Here is a 15,156-nt window from a genome sequence, read left to right on the forward strand (position 1 = left end):
CTGCTTCGACTTAAGGCCCGACGTTATATGTACCAGGTTTTTCTGGGAAAGATCTCCTCGCTGAGCACCGACCGCTGGGCACAAGCTCTTGCCCTGCACGCCCCTACGGGCGAGCAGCGCGACCGCTGGCTGGCTGGCCGCGGGTTGCTTTCCCGCCTGTTTGCACCACAACCTTTGCCGGAAATTGTCTATAGCGAACAGGGAAAACCAGGCTTTGCTGACGACTATCCGCTGTGGTTTAGCATCAGCCATTGTGATGACGATATCGCCCTGATTGTCAGTGATGAAGGTGATGTAGGTTGTTCACTGGAACACATACGCCCGCAGGATAACTGGCGTACGCTGGCAAATGCGGTCTTCAGTAATGCCGAACATGATGAAATGGAAAACGAGAAACCAGAGAGTCAGCTTGCCGTGTTCTGGCGTATCTGGACGCGTAAAGGCGCCATCATCAAACAGCGTGGCGCGCACTCCTGGCAAATAGTGAGTATCGACAGTGCTGCCAGCACCCTCCATACGGTAAGCCACTGCCAGGTCGACTCCCTGAGCCTTGCCGTGTGCACGACCACACCCTTTGGCCTTACGACGGCTCTGATCCATTCGGCCGACGACGCGTCGGCAGAAAAATGGTCAGCACTCCCAGAATAATAAATCCGACCCCCGCCAGCCCGTGCCAGGAGAAGGTTTCTCCCCAGCCGGGCAGCAGAATAGCTGCGCCCCACACCAGGATGTAGCTGAGACTCAGCAAGGCATAGGCTTTGCTGAGCGCCAGACGATGCAGCGCCAGATACCAACACCCCATTGAAGCCACATAACCCATCAGCCCGAGCATCAGCGACCCGGTACCCGGTGCAAAATGCCACAGCGCGATGAGAAACGAAAAATCCTCGCCAACCGGCGGGAGTGTGACCATGGCGTAGCGTAACAACAGCTGTGCGATGCTGACTAACGCCACGCTACACAACGCCCAGAATGCGCCTTTCACAGGCTCCCTCCCAACAGGATGATCCCAACCATGATGAACCCTACGCCGAGCCAGTGGTGCGCCGCGACGCTCTCACGCCAGAACGTTTTTGCCGCCAGCGTCACCCAGACAAAGTTCAGGCTCAGCATCGGGTAAGCAATCCCTACAGGAAGGCGTTGCAGCACCACCAGCCAGACCAGCATTCCGAAGCCCAGCGCCAGCAACGCCAGGCCGAGCCAGAGGACGATATGCGCGCCACGCCGCCCGGATTTCGCCGGGCGGGTGGCCTGCTTCTGGCACAGCTGTCCTGCGCAGCTCAGCAGGCTAGCCAGTACCAGCCAGAACCAGGTCATCATTGCGGCAGATACTGCAAGTAAGCCAGACGCCCCTGAATATACAGGCTGTCCGGTTTTGGCAGCTTCAGGCGCTCAAGATCGTCGTTTTTCGACAACAGGATCACCATCGAGATCCGCCCCTGCTGGCGATGTTCTTCCAGCCATTGCGGAAAATCGTCTTTGCCGACAAACCGGTCTTTCACATCCGGGTAGTCCAGCCCATAACGTAACTCACCGCTCTGACCATACAGAACGATATCGTTACGCTTGAGCTCCCATGCCAGGCCAGACGCGACGCCCACGTTGTTCGCCAGAACGAAACGGCTGTCCTGAAGCGGCTCACGTACGGTGTCCACCAGCGACTGCGGCTGTTTTGAATCCACCACCAGATTCGGGATAGCAAAGCCAATCAGCAGCGTCAGGCCAAGCGGACACAGTGCCGCCAGCCACCAGCGCTGCTGACTCTGACGCAGGGTAAACCAGCCCACAGCGGCCCAGATCAGGAAAGCCACCACCGCGCAGAAGACTTTGTACAGCTCAACGGACGTCCAGACCGGGTGTTTTGACAACCCCCACGGGGAAACCACCAGCGCCGCCACCACGCCGATCGCACCAAACGCCAGGTTGATCCACCCGTTGATGCGCAGCACTTTGCCGCTCTTTTCCGCCACGGTGCAGGCGTAATGCGCCATCAGCATCGCCAGCGGTGCAAAGCACGGCAGGATATAGGTCGGCAGCTTCCCTTTGGCGATACTGAAGAACACCAGAGGCATAACCACCCAACCGAGCAGGTACAATCCGCCACCTTCGTCCTGTCGGCCACGCCAGCCCTGACGCAGGGCACCAGGCAACAAGGCCAGCCACGGCAGGCTTCCGGCAATCAGGAACGGAATGTAATACCAGAATGGCGCTTTGTGTTGGGCATCGCTCTGCGCAAAGCGCTGAATATGTTCAACCCAGAAGAAGTAGCGCCAGAAGTCCGGCTCACGGTGGGCAATTGCTAGCCCCCAGGGCAGAACAATAAGCACACAGCTGAGGATGGCCAGCCAGCCAAACAGCAGCACCTCTTTCCAGCGTTTCTGGGCAATCACCCACGGCAGCACGCCAATCACCGGCACAGCAAGCGCCAGGAACCCTTTGGTCATCACCCCCATGCCACAGGCAAGCCCAAGCAGCACGTAGCCGCCCGCTTTACCGGCGAAGGTTTTCGCCTGCGCTGCCAGCCAGAAGCTGCACATTGCCGACACCAGCCAGAGTGTGATAATCGGATCCAGCACCGCATACGTACCGATGCCATACACCAGGAAGAGGGGTAAGAAGATAACGCCCGAAAGCAAGGCGACGCGTTTATCGCGCCAGATGCGCCATGCCAGCCAGATCACCATCAGCGCCGCCAGCCCGGTGGAGAATATCGCTCCCGCGCGCACGGCAAAGTTGGTATGGCCAAACAGCATCTGCCCGATACTGTTAACCCAGTATCCGGCTATCGGTTTTTCAAAGTAGCGAAGTCCCAGGAAGTGAGGGACGACCCAGTCCCCTGATGCCAGCATTTCACGGCTAATTTCCGCGTAGCGCGTCTCATCAGGCTGCCATAACAGGCGAATATCGACGGGAATAAGGTAGTAAATGACAAACAGTGCGAAAAGCGCAAAGCCATAACGGGCTGCTTTCATGATACCGGGCTCACGGTTTGTTGATAGCCAAGCCAGCCTTCCCGGCCAGCCATTTCTTTACGAACAATTTTGCCTACAGGCAATGTACTGAGGTCGTCAGGCAGCAGTTCGCTGAGTGGGCAAAACTGAATACCTTCCTCTGCGGCCATCGTCAGCAGCGCATCAAAATCATGCTGATACGCAATCCCTTCCACTTCGGCGTGGATGGTATACACCGGCGTACCGGTATCACGATGAATGCAGTCCAGAATGTAACGGTTAAAGCCCTCGGCAGTCACCTCGCGCCCCACCACTTCATCCCAGGTCGGAAGCGTTACCGGAATCTGCACGGTGCCGAACATGTTTTCACCCAGCTGCGGTAAAAACGGTCCGCTGCCGCGACAGTCGCTGTTATAGCGAAACGCGAATGGCTGTTTAGCTTTCACCACGCGCTGATCCGCCCGCCAGCCTGCCACCGCAGAGCACTGCACCGGTTTACAGGTAATGGCTTCCAGCTCCATCATGCCGCGTTCAACCTCACGGCCCAGACGCGGAATATCCCACACCCCAGCCCAGGCCTGCCACGCATGATGATCCCAGGCATGTAGCCCCACCTCATGCAAACGCGATGCTTCGCGGATAATGTCTTCATTACCCGCGCCGATGCGCCTGCCAGGCCAGGCGGTGCCGGCCAGCAAAATATCCCAGCCGTAGAGCGATGCTGCGCGTGAGCGCAGCATTTTGAACAGGAACGCCGGTTTAATCAGACGCCATAAATGGCGTCCCATGTTATCCGGCCCCACGCTGAAGAAGATACTGGAGCGCACATCATGCTTGCCCAGTAACTCCAGCAGTTTGGGCACGCCGTCACGCGTGCCACGGAAGGTGTCGACGTCTATACGTAAGCCGACTTTTTTCATGATGTCTGTTCCGACAGCTCCACAGTGCGCAGGAAGAAATCGAGCGTTTCATCGATGGTCTGTTCCATCTTCACTTCCGGCGTCCAGTTCAGGCAGCGCTTAGCGTTACGGATGCTTGGCTTACGGTGCTCAACGTCCTGATAGCCTTTACCGTAGTAGCTGCTGCTTTCCACTTCACGGAAGCCCGCAAACGGCGGGAACTGGTCACGCAGTGGGTGGCGCTCGAAGCTTGCCAGCAGCATCTCAGCCAGTTCACGAATGCTGGCTTCGTTTTCCGGGTTACCGATGTTGATGATTTCACCGTTGCAGCGGCCATCTTTGTTTTCGATGATGCGGAACAGCGCTTCGATACCGTCAGAGATATCGGTAAAGCAACGCTTCTGTTTACCGCCTTCGATCAGTTTGATTGGAGAGCCTTCGACCAGGTTCAGGATCAGCTGAGTGATCGCACGCGAGCTACCGATGCGCGCGGCATTCAGGTTATCCAGACGTGGCCCCATCCAGTTGAACGGACGGAACAGGGTAAAGCGCAGGCCTTCTTTCTCGCCGTATGCCCAAATCACGCGGTCCAGCAGCTGTTTGGACACAGAGTAGATCCAGCGTTGCTTGTTGATTGGGCCAACCACCAGGTTAGAGGTATCTTCGTCGAAGTTTTTGTCCGTACACATGCCATACACTTCAGACGTGGACGGGAAGATGATGCGCTTATCGTATTTCACGCAGTCGCGGATGATCTTCAGGTTCTCTTCGAAGTCCAGCTCGAACACGCGCAGCGGGTTACGGGTGTATTCAATCGGAGTCGCGATCGCCACCAGCGGCAGCACCACATCACATTTCTTGATGTGGTATTCGATCCATTCGGAATGGATGCTGATATCCCCTTCAACGAAGTGGAAGCGCGGGTTGGTCAGGAAACGGCTGATCGCATCAGAGCCGATATCCAGGCCATAGATTTCATAGTTGTCGTCTTTCAGCAAACGTTCGGTCAGGTGGTTACCGATAAAGCCGTTTACACCGAGGATCAGCACGCGGGTGCGGCGTTTGATGGCTACAACCGGTGCGCTGGTGATAATTGCGCCCGCAACCAGACCCAGGGATTGCGCCAGCTGCGCGCCCTGAACGTATACGCCGTTGTCATTTTGACCGGTCAGAATTTCCAGCGCCTGCTCGCCGCAGCTCACCACCAGTGGGGAAACAGAGACAACCGTGCCCGGTTTTGCTGCCGGAATGTCGTCACGTACGCGAGATTTCCAGACAATAAATTTGCTTACGCCCGCGAAGCTGTACGCGCCCGGCCACGGGTCAGTGACCGCACGCACCAGGTTGTGCAGCTGACGCGCAGGTTTCGCCCAGTCCAGACGGCCATCTTCCGGGTTACGACGGCCAAAGCAACTTGCTTTGCTCTCATCCTGCGCGGTCTCTTTAAAGGAGCCCTGCTGGATGGAAGGCAGCACATCGCGCAGCAGGTTTTGCGCAGCGCCACACAGTTTGTGATGCAGTTGCAGCGCGGTTTCATCGGCTTCGATAGCCACTTTCTGCTGAGCCACGATATCGCCCGCATCAGCGCGACGCACCATGCGATGCAGGGTCACGCCGGTTTCCGTTTCACCATTCACCAGCACCCAGTTCAGCGGCGCGCGGCCACGGTATGCTGGCAGCAGGGAGCCGTGCAGGTTAAACGCGCCTTTTGGCGCCAGGCTTAAGATGTCGTCGCTCAGCAGATTGCGATAATAGAAAGAGAAAATCACATCAGGAGAAAGCGCACGAATGCGGTCAACCCACAGCGGATGGTTTACATCATCAGGGGCATACACCGGGATGCCACGCTCTGCGGCAATACGCGCCACAGAACCAAAGAAGTTATTTTCTCCGGCAGCGTCCGGGTGAGTGAAGATTGCAGCAATATCATAACCCGCTTCCAGCAGGGCCAGCGTGCCCGTACACCCCATATCGTGATAGGCAAATACAACAGCTTTCATGGGTGAATTTCCTCTTGAGATGCTTTGTGTTCCTGACGGACAACACGTTGAATAAAGTAGCGCGGACGTGCGCGAACATCGTTATAAATACGGCCGATGTACTCACCGAGTAAGCCCATCCCAACAAACTGGGCACCGATGAACATGAACAATACGGCAAACAGCATAAAGACCCCTTCCGCCGCCCACTGAGGGCCGAAGATCAGTCGCAACGCGACCAGCAGAACGGAAATCGCAAACCCGGCCAGCGCGATAACGCTGCCGAAAACGCTTAACAAACGCAGCGGCGTGGTGGTCAGACAGGTGATCAGGTCATACATCAGGTTAATCAGACGCATAAAGCTGTACTTCGATTCCCCGTGCTCGCGCTCTGCGTGCAGTACCGGAATTTCAGTCGCTCTGCGGGCAAAAGTATTGGCAAGAATAGGAATAAACGTACTGCGCTCGTGGCAGTGCAGCATGGCGTCAACGATATGGCGGCGGTAGGCACGCAACATGCAGCCGTAATCGCCCATGGCTTTACCCGTGGTGCGCTGGATAAGGCGGTTAATGGTGCGCGACGCCAGCTTGCGGAACAGGCTGTCCTGGCGGTTCTGACGAACAGTGCCGACCACGTCATAGCCTTCATCAGCTTTCGCTACCAGGCGCGGGATCTCTTCCGGCGGGTTTTGCAGATCGGCATCCAGCGTGATGATCAGGTCGCCCGTCACATGGCTAAAGCCGGCCATAATGGCGGAGTGCTGACCGTAGTTACGGTTAAGCAACACGGCAACGATGTGGCTTCCCTCAACCTCAGCGGCATCGGTGAGCATCTGGGCAGAATTGTCGCTGCTGCCATCATCTACCAGCAGAATTTCGTAGGCCTTGCCCATGGTGTCACAGGCTGTCGTGGTACGGCGGATAAGTTCAGGCAGACTCTCCTGTTCGTTGTAAACCGGGATAACGACTGAAACTTTTTGTACAGGTGGTGCGCTGAACATATCAATTTCCTGCTAGCTGATGGAGCGCGGTAATGACGCGGGTTGCGTCGTCATGCGTCATATCCGGGAAAAGAGGGAGTGAACAAATACGCGCGCTGTTCCATTCGGAGTTCGGGAGCGATACCTCAGGGAAACGCTCGCGATAGTATTTTTGCGTATGGGCAGCACGGAAATGCAGGCCAGTACCAATGCCTTTTGCTTTCAGCGCGTCCATTAACGCATCACGTGAGATCCCACAGCGGGCTTCATCAACGCGAATGATAAACAGATGCCATGCATGGACATGCGGCCAGGCCGGAATACGCAGCGGCTCGAAAGGCGTATCCGCCAGCTCTGTCAAATAACGTTCAGCGATTTCGCGACGGCGCGCGTTGGCTTCGCTCAATTTACCCAGCTGGACCAGCGCCAGCGCGGCATTGATATCCGCGAGGTTGTATTTATACCCCGGGGAGATAACTTCCGCCTGCGGCGCACGGCCGTGAGTCTGGCGGTCATAGGCATCAACACCGAGCCCGTGGAACTTGAGGCTGCGAATGCGTTGCGCCAGTTGTTCGTCATCCGTCACCACTAATCCGCCTTCCGCGCAGGTCATGTTCTTGATTGCGTGGAAAGAGAAGATGGCAGTGCCTTGCCAGCCAACATGGCGATTTTTGTAGTAAGTGCCTGCTGCGTGGGCAGCATCTTCAATCACAGGGATACCGTGGCGCTCGCTTATCGCGCGAATCGCATCGATATCAAAAGGCGCACCCGCATAATGCACGGGGATGATAGCTTTGGTGCGTGGGGTAATCGCGGCTTCGATGGCTTCAGGCGTTACCATCAGCGTGTCTTTGTCGACATCGATCATCACGGGTGTTGCGCCCAGCAGCACAATCATATTGAGGGTCGACACCCAGGTTAAAGAAGGGGTAATGACTTCATCACCAGGACCAATGCCCATCGCCATCAGCGTGACGTGCATCCCAGCCGTTGCAGAGCAAACCGCAATTGCATGGCGATTCCCCGTCAGCTTACAAAATGCTTCTTCAAGCTCCTGATTTTTCGGCCCTGTGGTGATCCAGCCCGACATCAAAACGTCCTGAAGCGCCGCAATTTCCTCAGCGCCCATCGACGGTCGCGAAAAAGGCAGAAAATCACTCATTATTAATTTCCTTGCTGTATTAAAGGCGTCATCTTTTACTGCGCTGTCGTAATGGGCAGCTCAATGGGATCATGCAAGATAGATTTTAAATAAAGACCAAATAAAATTTAGTCGTTGCTTCACTTATGTCAACAAACCATCAACTAAGGCAAAGTAGTCTTCTTTTCTTAGGAAAAAATTAAGACACAGCAAAATTACAATGAGACGAGCAAGAAGGGGGAGTGAAAAAACCGTTTATCAACAGCAAGATAGATGAACTCTCTGTTTTTTTAATTTTTTTGTGATTATGCTCACGACAAATTACGGTTTTATTTCACTTGATTGCAGTGAAAATAATAAGAAAAGTAAATGAAATCTCAACCAAAATAAAAATCCCGGGTATTTCGCCTGAAAGACGAAATCACCCGGGAACTTTTTAAATAAGTGAATTGTCGCGCTTAGTTAAGATTAGCAGGAAAATCATCCGGCAATTCACTGGCAGCACAGGCAATCACCGAATCATTGTTTGCACCACAGTCCCGTACAAAGGTAATGGTCGCAAACTCATCAATCACTTCAGTAGGATACGCCGGCCCCTGGTCACGGTATGTATTCATCAGTGGGATATGATCATTCTGGAAACAGACCGTTTTTTCCGGGTTATTCATCACCCAGCGCGGGAAGAAAATTGTACCGTGGAAGAGTTTGTCGCCCAGATTCACAATCAGGCTAACATCCGTGCCGGTAGGTTCAGTCCAGGAGATTTTATAAATACTCTCCCCCACCCTCACGATATACGCCTGCTGGTCTTTGACCCAACGGTTCGCCACAATGCCGCTGTGAATGCGGTAATCCAGCGTGGTGTCATTTTTCACGTAGATCTCATAGTTCCAGCCATTGTCGTAGGTGTAGACCAGGTGTTTACCCACAAAGCCGCTCAAATCATGTTTGTCGAAGGTGCTCATAATGTGTCTCCTCTGTTTTGATGAGACGATCGTACCCCTTCAAAAAATGAATGAATAACGCTATGTTTGAATCAAATTCATTTAAATTTTAGATACGTTATGCACAAGACAACGCTGGAACAGTGGTCGTTACTGGAGAAGGTGGTAGAGCTTGGTAGCTTTGCCAGAGCGGCAGAAGAGACGGCCCGCAGCCAGTCCTCCGTGAGTTATAACCTGTCTTTATTGCAGGAGCGACTGGGCGTCGCGCTTCTGGCGCCGGAAGGTCGACGCGCGGTATTAACCCCTGCCGGAGAATTGCTTCTCAACCAGGTAAAACCCCTGCTCAAGGCCTTTTCATATGTTGAAACACGAGCCGCAACGCTGCGCAACGGGGTGCGCACGCGGCTGGACCTGGTCGTGGACAACATTTTTCCGCGCCGCCGCCTGTTCGCCATTTTGCGCCAGTTCCAGCAAATGTACCCGCAGACACAGGTACGGCTGACGGAAGTGCTGGAAAATGCCAGCTCAGATATCGTCAATAATGAAGCCGATGTCATGGTGTTAACCCGCCGTCAGGACATCACCGGGCTTGGCGAATGGTTGATGAACATTGATTTTGTTGCCGTCGCCCATCGCGATCACCCCTTATTTGCGCTCAATACACCGTTAAATGACGAGATGCTGCGTCCGTGGCCATTAATTCATATTGCAGATAACCAGCCTGCCGCCAGCGCTGCCGGAGAGTCTTGGACATTTTCGACCATCGATGCCGCGATTGAGGCCGTGATGTATCAGGTGGGCTATGGCTGGCTGCCGGAAGAACGCATTCAGACCCAGCTTGAACAGGGCGTGCTTAAAATACTGCCGCTGAGCCACGGCACGCGCCGTGCCACGCCTCTGCATCTGATCGTGAAGCGTGCCCTGACGCCGCTGGACGAACAGGTTGAAACACTACTGCGCCTTTTTAGCCAACTCCGGTAACCCCCAACTGCTACGCTTTAAGGTCTGAACTTTGAAAACCACAAGGAGCAGACAATGAAAATTGATTTTACGGGGAAAGTTGCGCTGGTTACGGCCTCCACGGGCGGCATTGGTTTTGCCATTGCCAAAGGGCTGGCCGAAGGCGGTGCAGAAGTGATCATCAACGGGCGTAGCACCGAATCGGTCAATAACGGCATTCAGCAATTACAGCAGGCTGTGCCGGGTGTTCAGGTGCGGGCTGCCATTGCCGACCTCAGCGCCCCTGAAGGGGTTGAGTCGCTGCTGAAAGTCGCATCCAGTGTCGATATTCTGGTCAACAACGCCGGGATTTACGGCCCGCTGGATTTTTACGACACCGACGATGCCACCTGGGAGCGCTACTGGCAAACCAACGTGATGTCAGGTGTACGGCTCTCCCGCGCCCTGCTGCCGGGTATGGTGCAAAAAGGCTGGGGTCGCGTGGTCTTCATTTCATCGGAATCGGCCTGCAATATTCCGGCCGATATGATCCACTACGGCGTGACCAAAACCGCGCAACTCTCACTGGCTCGCGGCCTGGCGAAATTCGTGGCGGGAAGTGGCGTGACGGTGAACAGCGTGCTGCCAGGGCCAACGATCTCCGATGGCTTTGCTGAAATGATGAAAGACGAAATCGAAAGGACCGGCAAATCGCTGGAACAGCTGGCGAAAGAGTTTGTGATGGCCAACCGCCCCAGCTCGGTTATCCAGCGCGCCGCATCGGTTGAAGAGGTGGCCAATATGGTGGTGTATGTCTGTTCAACGCAGGCCTCCGCCACCTCCGGCGCGGCATTGCGCGTAGATGGCGGCGTGGTGGACGATATAATCTGACCTGCTCAGGCCGGACTGCCTGCTACCCGGCGGGCAGTAATAAAGTGCTCTTGCCAGTAGTTGTCGGTCAAGGTTGAAACCGTGACACCCTGGCTGCTCGAAGCATGAATGAACAGGCTGTCACCGATATAGACGCCAACATGCTTACGGGTCGGCCCGGTCTGGAAGAACACCAAATCCCCGGCTTTTAAGCGATATTGCGCCACCTGTACGCCACGATGGATCTGCTCGCCCGTGGTGCGCGGCAGGTCAAGGTGCGCCGCATCGCTGAACAGATGTTGCATCAGCGCCGAGCAATCCACCCCGTGATGCGTGGTGCCGCCCCACTGATAGTGAGTCCCTTTCCACTTCTGATATTGATCAAGAATACGTGAGCGCAGCGGGCCCGTTTCCTGATGCACCAGCGCAGCTTTCGCCGGAGAGGTCGCCAGCTCGCTGTTCATGGATAACATCGACGCGGGCAGCTGAAAACTAAAGGCAGAAAATGAAGCAAAACTTAACGAGAGTATTGAAATAAGCGATCTAAGAGTCATATCAAGAAAGAAGTAGTGAGTGAATTTTTCCTTACGTGTGGAGGCCAATGTTCCCCCGAAATATCTTTCGATGTGGCGATAATATCGACAGTTCACTTTTTACCCAATCTTTATCGGGGCCAGAATTGGACTCACTTTCAGGTCGCAAGATTGATAAAAAAATGCACGTTACAGAAGGACTGACGGGGTAAAGCAGGTAAACTAATGAGCAGAATGTGTATTTCAGCTAAGACGTATTTATGACCAATATGATTGCCGACGAGACAGTGGCCAAGTCCAACGTGCTCTCTGTCTTTGATTTCGATGGAACATTGACGCACCACGACAGCTTTATCCCTTTCCTGCGTTTTGCCTTCGGTAAACGTTACTTTGCGGGGCGTTTGGTGCGTATGGCGTTGCCGACGCTCCACTGCGTGCGCCGCAAGCTGACGCGCGATGAGCTGAAAGAAGTGCTGATCAAAACTTTCCTGACCGGCGTAGATGAACACTGGCTGCGCCAGCAGGCTGAAGCGTTTTGCGAGAAATACTGGACGAAGCTGATGCGCCCGGCGGGTGTGCTGGCGGTTGCCGCAGAGGTCAATTCTGGTGCAGAGGTGACTATCTGTTCAGCCTCTCCGGCGCTGGTATTGCAGCCATGGGCCGATAAGCTCGGCATTAAGCTTATCGGGACACAGCTTGAAGTGAAAAACGGCAAGCTGACCGGACGGATCACCGGTAACAACTGCCGCTGTGCGCAGAAGGTCGCCAGACTGGAAAAAGTGTATGGCAATCTGAACGATTACCATCTGCGCGCCTGGGGTGACACGCGTGGTGACCACGAACTGTTGGCGGCGGCGCAAGATCCGCACTGGCGACACTTCCACCATCCGCGCAAGCGCCGGAATTCACCGATTAAGGGTTAGTGCACTCAGGTGCCCTCACTCCGGCCCTCTCCCACAGGGAGAGGGAGCAAACAGGACATCAGGCCTCACGTTTGCCTGGGAACATCACGCTCGCAATAATCCCCAACGCTAACACCCCTAACACCACAAACAGGCTGGCGGTTGCGCCAATGCTGTAACCGTGGTGCCAGAAGTGATCGGTGGCATTAAGGCCCAGCTTAAACGCGACAAAGAACAGCAGCAGGACCACCGCTTTTTCCAGATGCACCAGGTACTGTTTCAGCGCTTCCAGCACAAAATAGAGCGTACGCAGACCGAGGATAGCGAACATCATCGCACTGTAGATGATGAGCGGTTCACGGCTGACGGCGATAATCGCCGGGACCGAGTCAAACGCGAACATCACATCAGACAACTCCACAACCGCCACGCAGAGCAGCAGTGGTGTTGCGTAACGTTTCGCCTTCTTCACGCGCCCGACCATGACATCCTGGTTTTCCGGCTTTTCAAGCTCGGCATCCACCTCTTTCTGGGTCAGGATAAACGCATTGCTGCTGATTTTCGGCCAGACCGGATAAAAGCGTTTCACCAGACGGTAGGCCAGATGACCGGAGTAATCTTCAACCTCATCACTCTCTTCATTACGTCTGAGCATCATCAGTGCCGTCCAGCCAACGACCAGCGCAAAGATGACCTCAACGTAGGGCCCCAGACTCAGCAGGCTGGTCCCAATGGCGACGAAAATACCGCGGAAAACAATCGCCCCCAGCACGCCCCAGTAAAGCACGCGGTGGCGGTACTTATCCGGCACCCCGAACCAGGCAAAAATTGCCATCATGACAAACAAGTTATCGACCGACAGCACCTCTTCCAGCGCATAACCGGTCAGAAACAGGCTCGCCATCTCCGCGCCATGATGCACATAGAGGAACCCGGCGAACGCCATCGCCATCAGGACCCAGAAAATAGACCACATGGCGGCGCTTTTCAGCGAGACAGGTTTATCGTGACGGTGCATGAAGAGGTCGATAAACATCGCCCCGACAGCCATCACGACAAAGACAACAACGGTTTCAGTCGGGAAACCGAGATGAGCAGAAGACATACACAACCCTTTTTGAAGACAAAACACTAACCATGCTGACTGGTTAAAACCAGAAGTAGAAAAGGGTGGGCTATTTATCAGCCTTTCACCCTCAAAGCCGCAGCTTAATCGGCCGCGCAAGGAAACGTACTTTACCTTACTACAAGGGGTAGGCGCATCTTTCGATTAGGCGCTCATGCCTCGGAGGCGCTGGAGCACGGCCACCAGCACCGCCACTGACCAGCCCACCATCAGGGCGCCCACCAGCCCTTCCAGCCCGCCAATCAACCGCCAGTGTTGCGGTAACGTCACATCGCCATATCCCACCGTAGCGTAGCTCACCAGCGAAAAGTAGAAGCTGGTGTTCCAGTCCTTAAACGCATCTATCACAAAATAAAAAGCGGCAAATAACCCAGCTTCGAGAAGGTGGGCGAAAATCATTGAAATCACAATGCCGACATTGCGCAGCACAACACGCACCGCGGAATCGACTTCCAGGTTTATGAATTTTAAAACGCAAAACATCCACAGCGAATGGATGACCACAGTAAGCGTGAGCAAAATAATGATGCTGAGTAGCTGCATGGAAAGGGCTCGGACTGAGAAAGAGAAGATTGCCCCGCTGAACGCGCCGGGGCACCTGAAATTGCTTTTCTGAGTCGAAGCTTAGTGGAAAGCCGGGGAAATGTTGGTGCAATAATTGCGTAGGGTGATTATTTCTCTGCCAGAGCCTGTGCGCACGCCCATGCGCTCGCCCAGGCCCACTGGAAGTTATACCCGCCAAGCCAGCCGGTAACGTCCATCACTTCACCAATAAAATAGAGACCCGGCACGTTACGCGCTTCCATGGTGCGCGAGGAAAGCCCATCGGTATCAACGCCGCCAAGCGTCACCTCTGCGGTACGGTAGCCTTCGGTACCGTTGGGCTGCACGCGCCAGTTTGTCAGGGTATCGACCAGCACCTGCTGATCGCGGCTGTTAAGCTGCTTAAGGGACACATCCGGCACCTGCCCTAACACCTGCAAACACTCAACCAGACGCTTCGGCAACTGCATCGCCAGCGTATTTTTCAGGCTTTGATTAGGATGTGCATTGCGCTGCTCGTCCAGGAAGCTTTCCAGGTTACAATCAGGCACCAGATTGACCGTCACAAACTCGCCCGGCAGCCAGTAGCTGGAGATCTGCAACACCGCCGGGCCGGAAAGCCCGCGATGGGTGAAGAGCAGGTTTTCACGAAATACTGTGCCATCTTCGGCAGTGATAACGGAGGGAACAGACACGCCAGAGAGCGTCTGAAGTTGTTCAAGTAACGGCTTATGTAGCGTAAACGGCACCAGCCCGGCGCGGGTAGGCAGTACCTTCAGGCCAAACTGTTCAGCAATTTTATAGCCAAACGGTGATGCCCCCAGCCCCGGCATCGACAGCCCACCGCTGGCAATCACCAGGTTATCCGCGCTGACGGTTTCCCCGTTCAGTTGCAGCGTATAGCCTTGCTCATCGCGCGATACTTCCAGCACTTCCGTACGCAGGCGCGTCACCACAGCACCTTTTTCGCACTCGGCCACCAGCATATCGACAATCTGCTGAGCGGAATCGTCGCAGAACAGCTGCCCCAGCGTTTTTTCGTGCCAGGTGATGCCGTGTTTACCCACCAGATCGATAAAATCCCACTGGGTGTAGCGCGCCAGCGCAGATTTGCAAAAATGACGGTTTTGGCTCAAATACGCCGCGGGTTCGACGTACAAATTGGTAAAGTTGCAGCGGCCACCGCCAGACATCAGGATCTTGCGTCCGGGTTTTTTACCATTATCCAGCAGCAGTACCCGACGGCCCGCTTGCCCGGCCATTGCCGCACAAAACATACCCGCCGCACCGGCCCCAATCACAACGGCATCAAACCTTTCCACGTCAAAACCCTCTTCGTTAACTGCGCG

General features: G+C 54.9%; 16 protein-coding genes. 4 read left to right on the forward strand and 12 right to left on the reverse strand.

Features of this window, described 5'->3' with window-relative positions:
• Positions 1-27 precede the first annotated feature (27 nt).
• Positions 28-648: a 4'-phosphopantetheinyl transferase AcpT gene (gene acpT, locus F3J30_RS20860; protein ID WP_014072179.1), complete on the forward strand. Its 621-nt coding sequence runs from the start codon at positions 28-30 to the stop codon at positions 646-648.
• Here acpT and arnF read toward each other — a convergent pair.
• From arnF to F3J30_RS20900, 8 genes are all read right to left on the reverse strand, one after another.
• Positions 581-985, reverse strand: a complete 405-nt coding sequence (gene arnF, locus F3J30_RS20865) for a 4-amino-4-deoxy-L-arabinose-phosphoundecaprenol flippase subunit ArnF (protein ID WP_014072180.1) — start codon at positions 983-985, stop codon at positions 581-583. The genes acpT and arnF overlap by 68 nt on opposite strands.
• A complete protein-coding gene (arnE, locus tag F3J30_RS20870; protein ID WP_014072181.1) occupies positions 982-1,320 on the reverse strand; it encodes a 4-amino-4-deoxy-L-arabinose-phosphoundecaprenol flippase subunit ArnE in 339 nt (112 codons plus the stop codon). Before arnE ends, arnF begins: the two co-directional genes overlap by 4 nt.
• Positions 1,317-2,972 carry a lipid IV(A) 4-amino-4-deoxy-L-arabinosyltransferase gene (arnT, locus tag F3J30_RS20875; RefSeq protein ID WP_166718434.1) on the reverse strand — a complete coding sequence of 552 codons (1,656 nt, stop codon included), beginning with the start codon at positions 2,970-2,972 and terminating at the stop codon, positions 1,317-1,319. The genes arnE and arnT overlap by 4 nt, the downstream gene beginning before the upstream one ends.
• Positions 2,969-3,871, reverse strand: coding sequence for a 4-deoxy-4-formamido-L-arabinose-phosphoundecaprenol deformylase (gene arnD, locus F3J30_RS20880; RefSeq protein ID WP_014072183.1), 903 nt, complete (start codon positions 3,869-3,871; stop codon positions 2,969-2,971). The genes arnT and arnD overlap by 4 nt, the downstream gene beginning before the upstream one ends.
• Positions 3,868-5,850, reverse strand: coding sequence for a bifunctional UDP-4-amino-4-deoxy-L-arabinose formyltransferase/UDP-glucuronic acid oxidase ArnA (gene arnA, locus F3J30_RS20885; RefSeq protein WP_166718436.1), 1,983 nt, complete (start codon positions 5,848-5,850; stop codon positions 3,868-3,870). The genes arnD and arnA overlap by 4 nt, the downstream gene beginning before the upstream one ends.
• Positions 5,847-6,830, reverse strand: coding sequence for an undecaprenyl-phosphate 4-deoxy-4-formamido-L-arabinose transferase (arnC, locus tag F3J30_RS20890; RefSeq protein WP_166718438.1), 984 nt, complete (start codon positions 6,828-6,830; stop codon positions 5,847-5,849). The genes arnA and arnC overlap by 4 nt, the downstream gene beginning before the upstream one ends.
• Position 6,831: 1 nt before the next feature.
• Positions 6,832-7,971 carry a UDP-4-amino-4-deoxy-L-arabinose aminotransferase gene (gene arnB / locus F3J30_RS20895; protein ID WP_166718440.1) on the reverse strand — a complete coding sequence of 380 codons (1,140 nt, stop codon included), beginning with the start codon at positions 7,969-7,971 and terminating at the stop codon, positions 6,832-6,834.
• Between the two features lie 437 nt (positions 7,972-8,408).
• The gene (locus F3J30_RS20900; protein ID WP_014072187.1) at positions 8,409-8,915 is read right to left on the reverse strand and encodes a phenolic acid decarboxylase; all 507 of its coding nucleotides are present in this window, start codon (positions 8,913-8,915) and stop codon (positions 8,409-8,411) included.
• A 99-nt stretch (positions 8,916-9,014) separates the two neighbouring features.
• On the opposite strand from F3J30_RS20900, the gene F3J30_RS20905 reads away from it, so the two are divergent.
• Both F3J30_RS20905 and F3J30_RS20910 read left to right on the forward strand, forming a co-directional pair.
• Positions 9,015-9,875, forward strand: a complete 861-nt coding sequence (locus F3J30_RS20905) for a LysR family transcriptional regulator (RefSeq protein ID WP_166718443.1) — start codon at positions 9,015-9,017, stop codon at positions 9,873-9,875.
• A gap of 54 nt (positions 9,876-9,929) precedes the next feature.
• Positions 9,930-10,724 (forward strand): SDR family NAD(P)-dependent oxidoreductase, encoded by a 795-nt coding sequence (locus F3J30_RS20910; protein ID WP_014072189.1) that lies wholly within the window; start codon positions 9,930-9,932, stop codon positions 10,722-10,724.
• 5 nt (positions 10,725-10,729) lie between these two features.
• Here the strand turns inward: F3J30_RS20910 and F3J30_RS20915 are convergent, their stop codons facing one another.
• Entirely contained in the window at positions 10,730-11,176 is a 447-nt protein-coding gene (locus F3J30_RS20915) for an NlpC/P60 family protein (protein ID WP_247650651.1), read from the reverse strand.
• A 320-nt stretch (positions 11,177-11,496) separates the two neighbouring features.
• Here F3J30_RS20915 and F3J30_RS20920 point away from each other — a divergent pair, with 320 nt between their 5' ends.
• Positions 11,497-12,159: an HAD family hydrolase gene (locus tag F3J30_RS20920; RefSeq protein WP_211053338.1), complete on the forward strand. Its 663-nt coding sequence runs from the start codon at positions 11,497-11,499 to the stop codon at positions 12,157-12,159.
• Between the two features lie 58 nt (positions 12,160-12,217).
• Here the strand turns inward: F3J30_RS20920 and F3J30_RS20925 are convergent, their stop codons facing one another.
• The 3 genes from F3J30_RS20925 to F3J30_RS20935 form a co-directional block, all read right to left on the reverse strand.
• On the reverse strand, positions 12,218-13,243 hold the full coding sequence (locus F3J30_RS20925) for a TerC/Alx family metal homeostasis membrane protein (protein WP_166718445.1): 1,026 nt from the start codon (positions 13,241-13,243) through the stop codon (positions 12,218-12,220).
• A gap of 165 nt (positions 13,244-13,408) precedes the next feature.
• Positions 13,409-13,807, reverse strand: coding sequence for a potassium channel family protein (locus F3J30_RS20930; RefSeq protein WP_014072193.1), 399 nt, complete (start codon positions 13,805-13,807; stop codon positions 13,409-13,411).
• 128 nt (positions 13,808-13,935) lie between these two features.
• Complete coding sequence (locus F3J30_RS20935; protein ID WP_166718447.1) at positions 13,936-15,129, reverse strand: NAD(P)/FAD-dependent oxidoreductase; 1,194 nt, start codon at positions 15,127-15,129, stop codon at positions 13,936-13,938.
• Positions 15,130-15,156: the final 27 nt, after the last annotated feature.

Origin of the sequence: Enterobacter sp. Tr-810 (assembly GCF_011752765.1) — a bacterium.
Classification (GTDB): Bacteria; Pseudomonadota; Gammaproteobacteria; order Enterobacterales; family Enterobacteriaceae; genus Enterobacter; species Enterobacter soli.